General features: G+C 57.7%; 14 protein-coding genes and 1 pseudogene. 7 read left to right on the top strand and 8 right to left on the bottom strand.

Annotated features, from left to right (window positions below; translation table 11 throughout):
• The first annotated feature begins 471 nt into the window (after positions 1-471).
• The 5 genes and pseudogenes from NI18_RS08155 to NI18_RS08135 all read left to right on the top strand — a co-directional run bounded on the left by NI18_RS08155 (position 472) and on the right by NI18_RS08135 (position 5,726).
• On the top strand, positions 472-1,740 hold the full coding sequence (locus NI18_RS08155; protein ID WP_198526968.1) for a transposase: 1,269 nt from the start codon (positions 472-474) through the stop codon (positions 1,738-1,740).
• Positions 1,695-2,126 (top strand): annotated as a pseudogene (locus tag NI18_RS08150) (IS110 family transposase); the annotation flags it as partial. The gene NI18_RS08155 and the pseudogene NI18_RS08150, both read left to right, overlap by 46 nt.
• A 1,107-nt stretch (positions 2,127-3,233) precedes the next feature.
• Positions 3,234-3,644, top strand: a complete 411-nt coding sequence (locus NI18_RS08145) for a BLUF domain-containing protein (RefSeq protein WP_037529285.1) — start codon at positions 3,234-3,236, stop codon at positions 3,642-3,644.
• Positions 3,645-4,126: 482 nt separating this feature from the next.
• On the top strand, positions 4,127-5,347 hold the full coding sequence (locus NI18_RS08140; RefSeq protein ID WP_157840502.1) for a methyl-accepting chemotaxis protein: 1,221 nt from the start codon (positions 4,127-4,129) through the stop codon (positions 5,345-5,347).
• Between the two features lie 85 nt (positions 5,348-5,432).
• A complete protein-coding gene (locus NI18_RS08135; RefSeq protein WP_128082133.1) occupies positions 5,433-5,726 on the top strand; it encodes a hypothetical protein in 294 nt (97 codons plus the stop codon).
• 117 nt (positions 5,727-5,843) lie between these two features.
• Here NI18_RS08135 and NI18_RS08130 read toward each other — a convergent pair whose 3' ends face one another.
• Entirely contained in the window at positions 5,844-6,422 is a 579-nt protein-coding gene (locus NI18_RS08130) for a recombinase family protein (protein ID WP_037529280.1), read from the bottom strand.
• A gap of 128 nt (positions 6,423-6,550) precedes the next feature.
• Between NI18_RS08130 and NI18_RS08125 the strand changes: the two genes are divergently transcribed.
• Positions 6,551-7,582 carry an IS110 family transposase gene (locus tag NI18_RS08125; protein WP_037529278.1) on the top strand — a complete coding sequence of 344 codons (1,032 nt, stop codon included), beginning with the start codon at positions 6,551-6,553 and terminating at the stop codon, positions 7,580-7,582.
• A gap of 205 nt (positions 7,583-7,787) precedes the next feature.
• On the opposite strand, the gene NI18_RS24220 is transcribed toward NI18_RS08125, so the two are convergent.
• From NI18_RS24220 to NI18_RS08105, 5 genes are all read right to left on the bottom strand, one after another.
• Entirely contained in the window at positions 7,788-7,991 is a 204-nt protein-coding gene (locus tag NI18_RS24220; protein ID WP_128082132.1) for a hypothetical protein, read from the bottom strand.
• 250 nt (positions 7,992-8,241) lie between these two features.
• Positions 8,242-8,595, bottom strand: a complete 354-nt coding sequence (locus NI18_RS24215) for a hypothetical protein (RefSeq protein ID WP_128082131.1) — start codon at positions 8,593-8,595, stop codon at positions 8,242-8,244.
• A 1,066-nt stretch (positions 8,596-9,661) separates the two neighbouring features.
• On the bottom strand, positions 9,662-9,937 hold the full coding sequence (locus NI18_RS08120) for a hypothetical protein (RefSeq protein WP_037529276.1): 276 nt from the start codon (positions 9,935-9,937) through the stop codon (positions 9,662-9,664).
• 645 nt (positions 9,938-10,582) lie between these two features.
• On the bottom strand, positions 10,583-11,782 hold the full coding sequence (locus NI18_RS08110) for an IS256 family transposase (RefSeq protein WP_037529274.1): 1,200 nt from the start codon (positions 11,780-11,782) through the stop codon (positions 10,583-10,585).
• An 841-nt stretch (positions 11,783-12,623) separates the two neighbouring features.
• Positions 12,624-12,848: a hypothetical protein gene (locus NI18_RS08105; protein WP_306286290.1), complete on the bottom strand. Its 225-nt coding sequence runs from the start codon at positions 12,846-12,848 to the stop codon at positions 12,624-12,626.
• A gap of 302 nt (positions 12,849-13,150) precedes the next feature.
• Between NI18_RS08105 and NI18_RS26685 the strand changes: the two genes are divergently transcribed.
• Positions 13,151-13,864: a hypothetical protein gene (locus NI18_RS26685; protein ID WP_306286289.1), complete on the top strand. Its 714-nt coding sequence runs from the start codon at positions 13,151-13,153 to the stop codon at positions 13,862-13,864.
• Positions 13,865-14,529: 665 nt separating this feature from the next.
• Here the strand turns inward: NI18_RS26685 and NI18_RS08095 are convergent.
• Together NI18_RS08095 and NI18_RS08090 are read right to left on the bottom strand one after the other, a co-directional pair.
• Complete coding sequence (locus NI18_RS08095; protein ID WP_037529270.1) at positions 14,530-15,324, bottom strand: hypothetical protein; 795 nt, start codon at positions 15,322-15,324, stop codon at positions 14,530-14,532.
• A 31-nt stretch (positions 15,325-15,355) separates the two neighbouring features.
• Positions 15,356-16,000, bottom strand: a complete 645-nt coding sequence (locus tag NI18_RS08090; RefSeq protein WP_037529267.1) for a hypothetical protein — start codon at positions 15,998-16,000, stop codon at positions 15,356-15,358.
• Between the last annotated feature and the right edge of the window lie 40 nt (positions 16,001-16,040).

Here is a 16,040-nt window from a genome sequence, read left to right as displayed (position 1 = left end):
CTTGAATCAACCGATCAGACGCGCGTCAACCTTTGTCCACGTGGCCTAGAAGGCAACGCTCAGGCGGATGTTCGAGGCAACCTCATGGGTGACGTGCGCCAGTCGCGATGACAACGGCACATCAGATGCCGGCCGAATGAACGCGGGACGTCTGTTCTCCACCAGGTCGCGACGTTCAACCGTTATGAACGCGATCGCCCTTCCCCGAAGCTGACCGGCAGCTTTCGGCCGTCGGAGCGGATGGACTGGGAACGCCCACACCCGGACGTTCAAGCGGGCAACCTGGGCTCCCGATAACGGCCATTCGTTAAGCGCAATCTTTCCCGTTTTTCCGTTGCCGACGGTTGTGTAACGCGAGGCCTGGAAATTCGATCGGGTCGGGATTTGTAAGCTGGTGCCGGGGCATGCCCCGGCACCAGCTGCCCATCTTCGGCATTCCATGGAGTTGCAACACAACCGTGGAGAGACCGAATGGACAGCAAGCATGATACGGCGATCGAGGCAGTACTGGAACAGCTGATTGAACACGGCCCCGAGGGCATCGCCGCGGTGTTCGCGCGCACCTTCGAGATGGCGATGCGGATCGAGCGCGAGCGCTTCCTGGGCGCGGGGCACTACGAACGCACGACCGGCCGGCGGGGCTATGCCAATGGCTACAAGTCCAAGCGGATCGATACGCCGGCGGGCACGGTGAACGTGGCGGTGCCCAAGACTGCCGGCCACGGCGCCGAGCCGTTTTTCCCACAGTCGCTGGAGCGCGGCTGTCGTTCGGTACGCGCGGTGATGCTGGCGGTCGCAGAGATGTACGTGAAGGGCGTCTCGACCCGGCAGGCCGAGGCAGTGCTGCGCGAATTCGGCATTGAGAACCTGTCTTCATCCCAGGTCAGCCGCGCCGCGGCTTTGCTCGACGAGGAGCTGGAGGCATGGCGCAACCGCCCGCTCGGTGAGATCCGCTACCTGATCCTCGACGCCCGGTATGAGAAGATGCGCGCAGGCGGCGTCGTGCGCGACGCAGCCGTCCTCTCGGCGATCGGCATCGGCTCCGACGAACGGCGCCGGGTGCTAGGCGTCAGCGTCGCTCTGTCGGAAGCCGAGGTCCACTGGCGTGGCTTTCTTGACGACTTGGTCGCACGCGGCATGCGCGGCGTCGAGTTCATCGTCTCCGACGATCATGCCGGCCTGCGTGCCGCTCGCCGCGCCGTGCTCGGTGCCGCTACCTGCAGCGCTGCCAGTTCCACCTCGCCGCAAACGCCGTCCACCATGCCCCCAACACCGCCATCCGCGAGCGTATCGGTGCCGAGCTGCGCAGCGTCTGGAATGCAGCGACGCTCGCCAAAGCTCAGGTCGCGCTCGACGAGCTCGTTGCCGGCTACCGCGACACGGCCCCGAGCCTCGCGGCCTGGGTGGAAAACGCCGTTCCCGAAGGTTTGGCTGTATTCACGCTGCCTGAGCATCATCGCCGACGCCTGCGCACCTCCAACCTCATCGAGCGCGCCGTCCAGCAAGAACTCAAGCGGCGCACCGTCAAGGTCCGGGTCTTCCCCAACGACCAGGCGCTCCTGCGCCTCATCTCCGCCGTTCTCGTCGAGATCGACGAAACATGGGCCTCCGACACCAAGGCCTATATCAAATGGGAATGCCGGAATGGCTGATCACGCCCCGCGCCAATTTCCATACCTCATGTTGCACAACCGGAGATCACGCGTCGCGCTCGCGAGGATGAGGTTGCACGCCGGTTGATGACCATCCCGGGCGTTGGACCGATCACGGCAACGGCCATTGCCGCGATAGCGCCCGCGGCCGAGACCTTCGCCAAGGGGCGTGATTTCGCTGCCTGGCTTGGCTTGGTGCCGAAGCAGGCGTCGACAGGCGGCAAGCAGAAGCTGGGCGCGATCTCGCGCATGGGCGAACGAACCCTGAGGCGGCTGCTCATCATCGGGGCCAGCGCGGTCGTGCTCCAGGCGAGCAAGCGCGGTGCGCCCGCCGGCTCATGGCTCGAGGGCATGCTTGCCCGGAAACCACGCATGCTGGTCACGGTTGCCCTCGCCAACAAGATGGCGCGCACCGTGTGGGCGTTGCTGATGAAGCGAGAGGATTACAGAGCTCCGGTCGCAGTCGCGGCATAAGCCGAGGCGGGCCAGAGGCGTCGGAGGGCGCAGTCGGTCGAAGGAGGGTATGGCACAACAGTCGGCGAGACGGGGCCGGAAGAACCAGGGCTTTCCACCGTGCCATGAGCACGCTGTTGGTGATGTGGTTCCGGTCCGCGAACTCCCATACGGGCCAGCGACCTGGTCGCATCACAGGCCGGACAGATGGCAGCATCCGATTACGTGTCAGACCCTCAATAAGCCGCTTGCAACCGAAGGGGCGTCCACAGATGGAGAGCGGACGGTCCGCGTACTGCAGCAGCGTAGCAGATCCAGAAGCGGCTACTTTAAAGGGCTTACGATTGTTACTAGGGTCGCAGCATGAGCGAAGATCCACTCTTTCCCCACATACGAAAGGCTTGGCCGTTTGGCTGTCTTACGGTTGGGCTTCTTGCATCTGGCATCGGCAGTATTGTACTGCTGGGCAGTCTGTTGGGTACGTGCGATCCCTCAATCGGTTGTGCTGAAACGCATATTCTGGCCAGTCTAGGGCGGGTGCTATTGATCGCTTCATTATTCGCCGCACCGATATGGCTGGTCTGCGGGATTCTGAGGAGGCTGGTTTACCCTTCGGCTGGTGCATTTACGACCAACTTTCTTCTAACGTTCGTGGTGGTTCTTACCGTGGTGCTCTGCTTCAGCCCTGCCGTCGGCCTTCTATTCAGGATCGATAGATGAGAACCCTGATGATCCGCAGCAGATGTGAGCGGGTCCGCCCTTGATCAGCATCGGTCGGCGCATTTCTCACCTATAGCCATGTAAGCTACCATCAAGGCTGCGGCCTGCGCGTCTGTGTTTTGGCGTAAGCGGAATGGCCGAAATTGGGCGATTGTGTTGAAAAAGCCGGGATCGGCTGCGGGCAGGCCCGAGGTTTGAAACAGAGCTAGGCGCGCGGCGCCTCAGGCGGGTGCCATCTGCGTCGGCATAAAGGCGCCGGCATGCCAGCATCCGGATGCCGGTCCCTACGATTGTACGACCGCGATCGTCAGATCGCCTCCGAATGTTAAGTCCATCTAAACGCCTGCTGCCTTAGCTGGGCAGGAAAATGACCACGATCGACGACTGGCTTAAAGGCCCTCCCTACCTATGCACCAGCTAATTTACATCAGCTCGGCAGCTTTAAATGTCACATCAACTGACATCGACAGCATCCTTGCCATTTCAAGGCTAAACAACGCTCGCGATGACCTTACCGGGTTACTTATCTACGACGGCCGGCGTTTTCTTCAGGCTCTTGAGGGACCAGGTACGGCGGTCGACAAGGCCTACGAACGTATCAAGCTCGACACGCGTCACCGCGCGTCCGTGAAGCTTTCGCTACGCGAGGTCTGGTCAAGGCAGTTTGGAAGCTGGGAGATGGCAAGCCAGAAGGTTGATCTTATAGCTGACGACGACTCTCTCGGGGTTCTGGTAGCTAAGATGGTCGCGCAAGTGCCTGATCCGAATACTCGTGCGTTGTTCAGTGAATTTGCAAAAATCAAGCGAAAGGCCGCGTAGCTCGGCCGAACTGGGCGGCAGCTTCGATATCGTCTGGTACATCTGCGACTAGGCCGGCGACCTTGTTATTGTGCAGCAACACGCGACCGGACCGCAGCCAGGACGGATCTACAAACTAGAACCCTTTGAGATTTATTAACTATATATGGCGTATCGATTGCAAATGCGCCCCGGCTACGCCCGACCTCGTCTCCTATCGATGCAATGCTGCGCTGTTGCGATAGCGCTGGCGGTTCTCGGCTTTTTGGCCACCAAATTCAGGCGTCTGCTTCTGGTGCCGCTCTGGTCGGGCGATAAGGGCGAAGCGGTTCGCCTAGCATTAGGTGGCGGTGCCTTATTGATCGGCGTCGGTCCGGTGCGCGGATCAGTCATCGTGGATGGTAGACGCGCTGACCTAGCGATGCAGCATGGAACCAGCAGATACTAATGATGGCAGCGCCATCCGCTGGCTGCGGCCAGACCAACCAGGCGGGTGTAAATTCATGATGCCACGGCTGGCGAAAGGCCGGTTGTCGGCGCTGCGACTGGCGTTTCGTTCATCGAGCATTGCTCAGGGTCGGCCCACAAGCACGGTCGACCGGCTGCGCCTACGTGGCATCATTGGCATCGCAATTTCCGGCTGGGTTTCGCTTGCCGTCATCATCACTACCAGCCTCTGGGTGGATAGTGGGACGTCACTACCGCTGCTGGCTGTCGGGGTTTTCGTCAATCTGGCGCCCACTGCCATGGCCCTGCGAGCGCGTTACGATACCGAAGCGCGGGCGATCGTCAGCACACTCGCCGCCATCATGCCCGCGCTGCTGGTCTATGCCCTCCAAGGGCATCCCTGGCAGATGGATGGCCACATGTACTTCTTCGTGGCGCTCGCGGGGCTGACAGTGCTGTGCGACTGGAAGTCGCTCGCCGTCGCCTCCGCGATGATTGCTCTACACCATCTTCTGTTCGAGTTGATCGCACCCGCATGGGTGTTTAGCGGGTCCGGCAATATCGGTCGGATCGTTATCCACGCGGTCGCCGTCATCCTGCAGTGCTGGGCCCTTGGTGCCATCGCGCACCGCCTCACGATACTCCTGACGCGTCAGGATGAAGCGGTCGCGGAAAGCAAGCGACTGATCGAACAGGCCGCAAACGCGCTCTCCGCGGCTGAAGCAGCCTCAAGGGGCAGGGCTGAGGAGCGTGCCCATCGCCAGGCCGCAGAACAGCGTTTTGTCGTCGAGCGCCGTGCCGAGATGCATATTCTTGCGAATGAGTTTGATCGCACTGTTTCGAACGTTGTCAAATCGCTCGAAACCGCCGCCTCGGACATGGCGAACTCGTCCACCAGTCTCAGCAACATCGCAGGAAACGCCCGCCGCGAAGCAGATGATGTTGCATCGAGTGCAGCAGAGGCAAGCGGTGAAATCCGCAAAGTCGGTGACTCAATCCGCAGCCTGGGCGGGTCGATCAGCTCGATCGCAGCTACCTCTCAACAGCAGCGCAGCTCAACGAAAGCAGCTGATCTTGAAGGCCGCCAAAGTGTCGAGACCATCACGCAGCTCTTCGACAAGGCCGCGAGCATTGCCTCGTTCGTCGATACGATCAAGGCGATCTCCACCAACACCAATCTGCTTGCGCTGAACGCAACTATCGAAGCCGCTCGCGCCGGTGAGGCCGGACGCGGGTTTGCAGTAGTGGCCAGCGAGATCAAAAAATCTCGCAAGTGATGCAGCGCGCGCAAGCGATAGCGTCAGCACCTTGCTGCAAGGGATCCAGGCTGCGGTCGCAGAGTCAGCAGCCGGGATCGAGAGCGTGGCGAGCACGGTTCGTGAGGTTGCCGAAGGGTCCGCCAACATCGCTGGGGCAGTCGAAGACCAGCGGAGTCACGTCTCGCAGATTGCGGCGAGTGCTGCCGACGTCGAGGCAAATGCCGACACGATAGGACGGCGTATCCAGTCCGTGGCATCAGCGGTGTCCGCGGCTTCGCTGCTCTCGACGGATGTTTATAAAAGCGCAGGCGCGCTGTCACAAAGTGCCAGCGCGCTGCGGTCGTCGACAGATCAATTCGTCAAATATCTTAAAGAGGAGCCTCAGGTCTCGCGCTGATCCGTCGCCACGCACGCAGGGTGCCCTTGTCGCAAATATGCTAAATTTCGCGACAGCATACCGATGCTTGTGTGTAGATATCAGCGCTAATTGGCACGGTTCTGTCAGGGGTAAATGTCACCCTACATCCGCTTCGTCTGCCCTCTCACTCGCAGGAAAATGACGGTAAAAGGTCGAGAGGCCGACTTGTAGCACCTTCGCGACCTTGGCGGGCTTGTCTCCCGCCGCCAGGAGCTTGCGTGCCGTATCTACCTTGTCCGGCGTCAGCGCCGATTTCCGGCCACTACCGATACCACCCTTCTTCCGAGCCGCAGCCAAACCGGCGATCGTCCGCTCCTTTATCAACTCGCGCTCCATTTCGGCTACGGAGGCGAGAATATGGAACAGTAGCCGTCCCGAGGCCGTGGACGTGTCGAAACCGTCTGTGAGTGATCGAAAGTCGATCTTCCGTGCCGACAGGTCCGCAGCCAGCGTAATAAGGCCCTGGATCGAGCGGCCGAGGCGGTCGAGTTTCCAGACTACGATGCAATCGCCGGCACGCGCGAAGCGCAGGGCTTCCATCATCCCCGGCCGATCGGCTTTCGCGCCACTCGCCTTATCGGTGAACAGCTTTTCGCACCCGGCTTTGTTCAGGGCGTCGGTTTGCAGCGCCAAGTCCTGATCGGCCGTTGAAACGCGCGCATAGCCAATCAGCATCTTTCCCGTTTTCCCATCGAAATTGGCAATTTCGAGAATCTTAAATCGGGAACAGATTATGGGATGGCTCGCCCTAATCAACCGACATCGGATATGGTGTCGGCATCTGAAAGGAAGGGAGTGGGCAAATGTCTATTGTTATCCTTGGTGTTGATCTGGGCAAGAACGCCTGCAGTGTAGTCGGTGTCGACGCTGCCGGAGCCGTCATCGTTCGCCGGTCGATGCGGCGTCAGTCTCTCATCGACTATGTAGCCAAGCTTCCAGCCTGCGTGATCGCGATGGAAGCTTGCTGTGGAGCACATCACCTCGGTCGCCTGTTCAAAACGGGAGGTCATGAAATCCGGCTGATGTCGCCGGAATATGTGCGCCCGTACGTCAAGGCACAGAAGAACGACGACCGGGATGCCGAGGGGATCGCGGAGGCAGCGTCACGCCCGACGATGCGCTTCGTCGAACTCAAATCGCAAGAGCAGCTCGACATCCAGACGCTGCATCGCGTGCGGTCGCGGCTCGTGGCCGAACGAACGAACCTCATCAACCAGTTGCGTGCGATCCTGCTGGAGCGCGGGATCATCTTCCCCGTCGGACGGCGCAAGCTGGAACTCGGCATCGATGACGTAATCGCCGACAAGGGTGAGGTGCTGTCGACACGGCTACACCAACTCGTCGGCGAACTGCGGGACGAATGGAAGAAGCTCGACGAAAAGATCGAAACGCTAAACGGAGAATTCGTTGCACTCGCGCGCAATGATCCCGCCACGCGACGGTTGACCTCGATCCCCGGCATCGGGGTTCTGAATGCAACTGCTCTGGTCGCGGCGGTAGGTGATGCCAGCAGCTTTGCTAAAGCCCGGGATCTGGCCGCCTGGCTCGGCCTCGTTCCCCGACAGCACACCACTGGCGGCAAGCCTCGGCTTCTCGGGATATCCAAGCGCGGCAACACCTATCTGCGCACGTTGCTTATCCACGGTGCCCGGGCAGCACTGCCCTCGCTGTCGCAGAGCGACACGCCGCTCGGCCGGTGGCTTAAAGCGATGATCGAGCGCGGTTCTCACCGCAATGTCGTGCTTGTCGCACTAGCGAATAAGCTGGCGCGCATCGCCTGGGCAACTTTGCGCAAGGAAACCGACTTCGACCGCGGCTACCCGTTAGCGGCGTAAACAGCTCGGCCGCGCACCAACGCGCGTGGCCCAACGAGGTTTGCAGGAAGGATCGTAAAGATGGCCTGAGAGTCGATCGGCGTTTGGAAAGCCCGGTTCCCAAAATGGCACTCGATGCCTGACAGATTATGGCGGCCCCAAACGCGCGGATGTCCATCTTGGCCGTGAGCATGCTCACGAGACCGTATACGTTGACGCAGACTACTCAGAACACCGTAAAATCCTCTTGCAAACGGGGCGAGCCATACGTTTGGGAAAGCGAAACCCACAGGCGTCCGTCAGCGCGATCGAGGCGGCGAGATTCCCGCCAGACGTTCCCAATCGGGAAGGGAATGTCATCGGTCATTTGCAGGCCGAGCTTACTCGCGCATAAGGTTGGATTGGCAACCAAGGTTGAGAACATATTCATGTGCAGCTTGTGGGGCCGACAGGCATCGCCGACGCCTTTCCTCAGGATGTCCGGCCGCACCTCCAGACGTTGAAAACCTTTATTGGCGACGTCCGGCTGACATTGAGCGCTTTCAGGCCAAAACGATTCGTACCCTGAATCTGTGTTTAGGTAATGCGCAGAGTCACTAATTTAATATATTCTATATTACTGAACTTGCGCCAGTATGTGTCTATTGGTTGATCTTTACTTATTATTAACGGTATTTGCTTTATAACCTTTTGATATATTTCTTGATATTTGCCCTAACTTTAGAGTGCTTTTTTGTATTGCCGCTTCCTGAATACACTCCCTTAATATACTCCCGATCAAAATATGTCATTTCTGATGGCTTATCTTCTGAATTGACATTAAATATTCCTAATATACTATCATTTGTAATTTCTCTTGACGCTCTAGAATTTAGTAGGCCTCTCATTGTTAAATAATCAGCAATCTGTATCAAACTCATTCCTACTATACTATTGCGATTTATAATAATAACTGAGGATTCTATTGCCAAAATAGTAGGTAGATCTATTTGTGATACACTATATGTATTAAGAACTTTATCAACAATAGGCATACCGTCCTTGTTTCTTGAGGATATTCTCAAAATCGAATGGACTGGCTCGGGTTCGTGTAAAGTCGTTTTTAATATCCAATAAACTCATAGATCCAAAAAGGTGCGGCCTTTTTTTCCCATAACCGAATTAGCTCTTTATGATCGTCCTCAACAAAAAGAATGAAAACCTTTGCAGGACATCTTGAGCCAATAACCTTTATTCCAACTTTTCTAGCATTATTAGAAATTCTATTATTGATCACTACATTAGCATTATCTTGCAGACCATAAACCTCAAAACAGACTGGATCTACAAATCTTGCTATAGGTTTATCTATGCTTATGCCATTTGTTATTGACTCTACCATATTAGGTATATTTTTATGCCGTATACCGGTATTTGCTTTTACAACTATTTCTTGACTACTTTCTTTTTTTATCAGTTAATTCAGCAGTCTGTGGGGTGGCAGCTACAATTATGCTTAATATTTTTAATTAAGATTATACTTGAATGCATTTTACAAATTCTCATATTTTGATCAATAAAATATAAAAGAGTTTGCGTAAAAAATAAAGTCTATTTTGCTAAATACAACTCCTCGCCGCTAATGTTACTATGTGAATAGTTTTTACGCCCAATATCCGGGTTAAATGGTTGATTCTAAGTCGTTTTTATGAAATTATCGGTTGTGTCGTCACAACGTGATTTAACACAAATAACAATTGACTAATGTCAATTTATAAGGATTCTATGCCTCTGTTACAGGAGGGTCACATAAATAATTTTGTGTTTGCCGCTATCGTTGCGTTGTTTGTACCGATCTCCGCAGTCCATGCGCAAAGTAATAATACTATTCGCTGCCAAGGTATCGCAAATACCTATTTTAACGGGTGCATGGATCAGGGGAGGGATATACAAACGTGCCTAACTGTACAACAGGCAGTTTTTAAGGATTGTATTCGCCCCATTATCTAGTTTGTCACCATATAGTTATAGATTGGCAATATTTATTTGCGTTCTTGCAAATATAGCCTACTTTAGATTTACTGGTAATGCCGCGGTAGACCGGCTTCTGGCATGGTCGGTTTACCGCCCCCGGCCGCGATCGTCGCGCTCGCGCTGCTCCCTGATCTTCTCGCGTTCCTTGACTAGCCGCTCGCCTTGCGCCCGTTCGGCCTTCTCGAACTGCGCGATCCGTTCGGCCCGTGCCGCTGCCGCCTGTGCCGTCCGCTTGGCCTGCACGATCTGCTCGACACGCTGCTGACGCATCACCTCCGCATGCGCCTTGACGAGGTTAGGCTGCTCGCGCTCGATGCTCGTAGCTGCCAGCCGGTCGGAGACGGCGTTACCGGTCGAGTTCATGGAAGACTTCCACCATCGATCCGGTGAAGCGTGGTTGCCGATGCGACCGGTGACGCGACAATCCATCATGGTCGAAGGTGTGGCCGTCTTTGTTGCCGAACGGATGGAGCTACAAGCTATGCTCACCGCTTTTGGCCGGCCCAGGGACATGGAGGGTGCGCGAAGCCTAGCAGCCATGCCGTAGGAGCTTTCCCGTTTCAGCATCGTTTGTGGGACTGGCGGCAATGGGGAGGGCACTTCGTGACCCGCGAGACGAAGCGTCGACAGTGCCGCTTGAGTAGGTGCCGTATGGTGCTCTTTGGCTAGAACCTTAAGCGGACTCGAGTGCCCATTATCACGCAATCCGATGGGTGATCTCCTAATCGAAACCGCCTCTCAAAGGGGCGAGAGCGCGTAGCGTATACCTGAAACGCACCGGCGGGAAATTAAGTATATAGAGGCGAGGCGGCAGGAAGGCGGACGGGGAGGGCGGTATTCGTCTGGAAAGCGGACGGACCGGAAGCGCCGGTGGGTTCAACGGGTGGTCGCAACACTTCATTCTTTGAGGAGAAGGAGTGTGGGGATGAAGCAGCGTCGATCGTGTCCCACCGCGTGGTGTAGCTTCAGCGGCGTAGCCGCTTTGATCTCCGGACATGGCCGGGTCGATCACGCCGCCATGGACGACAACGTGACGGTGGGATCATCGCTCAATTGCGTCACGCTTTCCAGTGTCATGTAGCGCCCCCGCTGAACCGCCCACTCATCATTTTGCTCGAGCAGAATGGCCCCGACCAGCCGGGTGATGGCATCCTCGTTGGGGAAGATGCCGACGACATTGGTGCGCCGCTTGATCTCGCCGTTGAGGCGCTCAAGTGGATTGGTCGAATGTAGTTTGGTGCGATGCTGTGGCGGGAACGACATGTACGCGAGCACGTCCTCCTCGGCAGTGTCCATGAGCTTCGCGAGCTTGGGGACATTGGGCCTGAGCTGATCGGCGACCTTGCGCCACTGACCCTTGGCGGCTTCGGGCGTCTCTTGTGCGTACGCGGTGGCGATGAAGGCCGAGACGACGCGCCGCCCGCTCTTGCCGGCATGGGCCGTAGCGTTGCGCGCGAAATGTACGCGGCACCGCTGCCACGTGGCGCTGAACACGCGTGAGACGGCAGCTTTGATGCCCTCGTGGGCATCCGAGATGATGAGTTTCACGCCGCGTAGGCCCCGCCGTGCGAGGCCGCGGAGGAAGTCTGTCCAGAACGTCTCGGCCTCCGACGCACCGATCGCCATGCCGAGCACCTCGCGCCTGCCGTCACCGTTCACGCCGACCGCGATGGTGACCGCGACCGAGACGATGCGACCGGCCCGACGGACCTTCAGATAGGTGGCGTCGACCCAGACATACGGCCAGTCGCCCTCGATAGGCCGGTCAAGAAACGCTTTCACGCGGACGTCGATCTCCTCGCAAAGCCGGCTCACCTGGCTCTTCGAGATGCCGCTCATACCCATGGCCTTCACCAGGTCGTCGACCGAACGGGTCGAGATGCCCTGGATGTACGCCTCTTGGACCACCGCGGTCAGCGCTTTTTCTGAAAGGCGCCGGGGCTCCAAGAAGGCGGGAAAGTAGCTGCCCGTCCTCAGCTTGGGGATGCGCAATTCAACGGTGCCGGCCCGCGTCTCCCAGTCCCGCTCGCGGTAACCGTTACGTTGCGCGAGGCGGTCACTGCTCTTCTCGCCATAACCCGCGCCGGTCAGGTTGCCGACCTCCAGGTCCATGAGCCGCTGCGCGGCAAAGCCGATCATCTCGCGCAGGAAATCTGCATCCGCGCTCTTTCCCACCAGCGCCTGCAGGTTCATCGTATCATCGGTCATCGAAGGTCTCCGTTAGTTGAGTTTCGCAACCCCAACCTATCCGAAGATCTTCGATGGCCACCCGTGAACCTGACCGGCCGCTACAGCGCTCGGGGATGCGCGCGGCCGGTCAGCTTCACTACCGCTGAGCTACACCACCAGCGGGGACACGACCGCGGAAGATAGGTGTGCCACGTGGCACACCTCCTCTACCCGGATTTCAATTTACCGGCACCGGCGCGGCAGACTCGCTTTTTTCCTACAGCATCTAGACACACCTTACCCGCGGCGGGTTAGTGGGCCTGTCCGCTTCCCCGGAAGGTTTTAGCAGATCTGAGCTATCGTGTGGGCTATAGCGATCCCTCAATAATCGTCGCGCGACGTCGGACATCCGCGCGAGCGGCAACGTTGTGCCGACGGCCTGCGGTGGTGATCGGTCGTCTAAAGCACGAATCGGGAAGCTCATACGCGAGATTCCACTCAAGAATGGTCAGCCGAAAGGCCGCGAGTTCGTGCTTTCGACGACCATTCGAGACTGATCAGCATCGCAAATAAGGCTATATCGCGCCACCAGGACGAGCACGTGTCAGCGCCTCTCTAACCTTTACGCGCACGATCTTGGCTTCTTGATCGAGCAGTGCGCGACACGACGGACTTATCGACCGGCGCGATCAACCGGCCTTGAACGTAACCGCCAAAAGGTGCCAAATGGCAGTCACGGGCAGAAGCAGCACTCTGACAGCGATCGCAGGCGAGTTGGATAGGAATGGGCGTGAAATAAATGCAACCCAGTCGCCCGTTGTAGACGCCTAGAAGTTTTTGCCAAAGCTGACTTCATTCTTGCGTCCGATAACGCAAGAGTTCATCCGCGACCGTCCTGCCGGTAAATTTGAAGTATAAGGGTTGGCATCAATCGTGGTGGAACGCCCTCTTCAAGCATCATTGCGAACATCTCATCATCATCTAGTGTCGGTGCAAGCCCCTCGATGACGAGGTTCGCGCGCGCTTCGGCCAGATCGTCGCGCCAAAGTGTGATTTGATCCGGGGTGCCACGTTCAAACGTCATCGAGCGGATCTTCGTTCGCATCTCAATTAGATCGACACTTCCCATTGTAGACCGTCTCCGCACGTTTGAGGATGTTCTTGGACCTATACGATCGATGCAGATCGACAAAGAAACGCGTCAGCTCTTGCGCCGAACCGTGTCGCAAAACTCATTCTCCGTTTTTCACTCCGCCCGTCCCATACCACGCCGTGTAAATAGCGATAACGCTGATTCCCGCTAATTACATGCTGGCGCAGATTTCGGTGATCGGTTAGCCCGTTTCATAGACTCCGGGCGGTCTCGCTCACGGCCGGTTGGATGAACGTGCGGCGTAGGAGGTCGGCTTGCCCGATGATGACATCGATGATGCGGCCCGCGTCGACCGCGCGGACCTGGACGCGATCGTGGCTGACGCGCTGGTCGTCGTTGATCAGGTCCAGTCGCTCGAACCCTATCTCCCGCAGCTTGCGCCCCACGATCGCGAGCGCGTCGACGACTATGTCCGCCGGGCGTCCGCCGACGCGACCCTGCGCGCCTACAAGTCGGACTGGCGACTGTTCTGCGCGTGGTGCCAAGAGAGCGGCTATCGCCCGCTTCCCGCGACGCCGGCGACGGTCGCCGCGTTCCTGACGCTGCTTGCCGAGAGCGGGTTCAGTCCGCAGGAACTCCGCCGGACGAAGCGCGGGGTGGTACTGCCGCGCAAGGAGCCGGTGCCGCTCGGCCGTGCAACGATCGGTCGGCGGCTAGCCGCAATCGTATTCGCGCACCGAGCCGCCGACGTCGAGCCGCCGACCTCGCAGCCAGACGCGGCTCGCCTCGAGCGCGCGATGCGCGGCATCCGCAAGGACAAGCGCGGCGAGATGCCCGGCAAGAAGCGACCTGCGACGGCGATGTGCTGCGCGACATGGTGCGTGCCATCGTTGGGGAGGATCTGCGGAGCCACCGCGACCGCGCGCTACTGGCAATCGGCATGGCCGGCGCATTCCGGCGTTCCGAACTCGTGGCGATCACGGTCGGGCGCGTCAGCGAGGACGGTCGCGGACTGCTTGTGCGGATAGCGGCGTCTAAAACCGATCAGGAGGGCAAGGGCCATACCGTTGCGATTCCCGACGGGCGGCGGCTTGAGCCGGTGCGGCATTATCGCGCGTGGTTAGCAACGGCCGGGATCACCAGCGGTGCCGTATTTCGTAAGCTTACGCCGCAGGGACGACTGACCGACAAACCTATGAGCGCTCAGGGTGTGGCGCTGGTAGTGAAGGCCGCCGCGGTCGCGGCAGGTACCCGCCCGAACTATTCTCAGGCCACTCGCTCCGCGCCGGTTTCCTGACCGAGGCAGGTCGCCAGAACGCCAATTTGTTCAAGATGAAAGAGCACAGCCGACATTCTTCTCTGGAAATGGTCGCGGAATATGTGCGCGATCATGAGCGGTTTCGAGAGCACGCGGGCGAGAGTTTCTTATAAGCCGGCCCACACGACGCCATTCATTCTATAAAGATCTCCCTCATCCCTCCCAATTCGTTAATATGCGGTCATCTCGCATTCTTGACTGGATCACGAATTTTCGTTATCTTTCCAATCGTTCAACGGGACGGCGGTCGGTTTGCGCAGTCGCACTTTAGTTCGCTCCAAGCGAACAAAGTTCGTTACCAGTAAACTCTAGCGCCTAAGAGCAGCCAGCTCATAAGATGGGCATCAATAACACAGCCCGATAATAAATCTTGTGTTAAGTCAATGCGTTAGCAGCATTTGCGGCACGGGCGTCTACCTGCTGTTTTAGCTTCTCGAAATTGACAAAGAATGGCGTAACGATTGCGTCGAAGGCTGGCGCGGCTGCCAAGGAAATCTTCTCGCCGTGCGCCATGCTATGAGTCGGTAGAATGTGGGTTTCCATGAACCACTCGTGATAGCCTTGGCAGACCTCGTAGAATTCGCCGAGCATCCTCAGGGCATCCGCAGCCAGGATCGCCAGCGCTTCCTTGCTCGACTGAACTTCGAACAGGATCGCCAGCGCGCGCAAATGCAGCACCTCAGCGCTCATGAACAATGTGGTCGCGTAAAATCGTCCGCGATAGTCAATCAGCTCTTCATCCGCGATGCCGTCGACAGACTCTGTTGCCAGATCAATGTCTTGATGAAAGCCGAGTTTATTGCGCAGTAGGCGCAGCGGTGCCTGTGACTTATTGAAATACGTCCGCACATTCTTGACCGCCGAAACAGCCTCCGAAGGTAGATCGTCTTTCCACGATGGCAGAAACTTGCCCAACTCCTTCAACAGCTCATATCCTTCCGAGAGCCGGCTAGCGAGCAAGCGGAGGTTGAGGAATTCGGTGGCGATCTGCCCATGCATGTCGGGATCCGACCTGCCTTCGGGGGGTTTCGTCCTCGCCGTCAGGAGCTGGCGCGATAGAATGTTGCTGTCATTCCACAGCTGACCGAAGGGCAGGAATCCTACGCGGTGCTTCTCGGGAGCGAGATCGAAGAGTTCCCGGGTATAGGCAAACTTGAAGATCTCCGACAAAGCTCTTCTCCTGCAGGTATGGCGATGAGGCTTAGCCTCGCTGCCTGTGAATCTCGGTTGGGTTTGACGGTACCGCTTTCACGGGCGTCACGGTTTTTTCTGGTTCGATCAGACGGACGCTTCCGGTCAGATGCTGTTCGACCGGCTTGGCTGGCTCATGCCCGAATGGGTTAAGGTCGGGTCGAAAGGCCCAGACGGTCATGACAAGTAGGACGCCGAATAGCGCTGGGAACAGGAAACAAAGCACCTTGTAGCCGACCTCGCCGTTACGTACTTTGTTCCAATCTCTTTTCAGACGCACCTGCGCGTCATCCGCGATGGCTTTCACATCCGGAAAGATCTCAATCGCCGTCGTTGGGTTGTCGATCAGGTTGGTGCGAACTGAATCCATCTTGGTCAGGACATCGGCCCACTCAGGTTTCGTTGGGTTCTCACGGAGCCGAATGCGATAAGCCGTCTCCTCCAGTGTGGTAAAGTCAGCAGCACGCGTCACCGAGCTATTTTGACGTGCAAGAGTAAGCGCTGCAGCGCCCCATTTCGCTAAGTCGGCGCGCTGGTCGTTGATCCAAGCCTGCCGGAACTCGGAGACCTTCATGCCGCGATTGATGATCAGGGTGAAGATGCCAATGATCGCGGTGATGATTACCGCAACAGTCAGACCTGATCCGCCGTCCATATTTTCCCTCGTGTCGGCAAATGCCGATCAGCCGCTCTGT

It is taken from the genome of Sphingomonas sp. Ant20, from assembly GCF_000783375.1.
GTDB classification, from domain to species: Bacteria; Pseudomonadota; Alphaproteobacteria; order Sphingomonadales; family Sphingomonadaceae; genus Sphingomonas; species Sphingomonas aerolata.
The sequence above is the reverse complement of the archived record's forward strand: the minus strand, read 5'-3'. Positions and strand labels throughout refer to the sequence as shown.

Excerpts from the sequence above, each read along its gene's own strand:
- NI18_RS08155 (WP_198526968.1), top strand. The coding sequence starts at position 472 with ATGGACAGCAAGCATGATACGGCGATCGAGGCAGTACTGGAACAGCTG.
- NI18_RS08145 (WP_037529285.1), top strand. The coding sequence starts at position 3,234 with ATGCACCAGCTAATTTACATCAGCTCGGCAGCTTTAAATGTCACATCA.
- NI18_RS08140 (WP_157840502.1), top strand. The coding sequence starts at position 4,127 with ATGATGCCACGGCTGGCGAAAGGCCGGTTGTCGGCGCTGCGACTGGCG.
- NI18_RS08130 (WP_037529280.1), bottom strand. The coding sequence starts at position 6,422 with ATGCTGATTGGCTATGCGCGCGTTTCAACGGCCGATCAGGACTTGGCG.
- NI18_RS08125 (WP_037529278.1), top strand. The coding sequence starts at position 6,551 with ATGTCTATTGTTATCCTTGGTGTTGATCTGGGCAAGAACGCCTGCAGT.
- NI18_RS24220 (WP_128082132.1), bottom strand. The coding sequence starts at position 7,991 with ATGAATATGTTCTCAACCTTGGTTGCCAATCCAACCTTATGCGCGAGT.
- NI18_RS24215 (WP_128082131.1), bottom strand. The coding sequence starts at position 8,595 with ATGCCTATTGTTGATAAAGTTCTTAATACATATAGTGTATCACAAATA.
- NI18_RS08120 (WP_037529276.1), bottom strand. The coding sequence starts at position 9,937 with ATGAACTCGACCGGTAACGCCGTCTCCGACCGGCTGGCAGCTACGAGC.
- NI18_RS08110 (WP_037529274.1), bottom strand. The coding sequence starts at position 11,782 with ATGACCGATGATACGATGAACCTGCAGGCGCTGGTGGGAAAGAGCGCG.
- NI18_RS08105 (WP_306286290.1), bottom strand. The coding sequence starts at position 12,848 with ATGCGAACGAAGATCCGCTCGATGACGTTTGAACGTGGCACCCCGGAT.
- NI18_RS08090 (WP_037529267.1), bottom strand. The coding sequence starts at position 16,000 with ATGGACGGCGGATCAGGTCTGACTGTTGCGGTAATCATCACCGCGATC.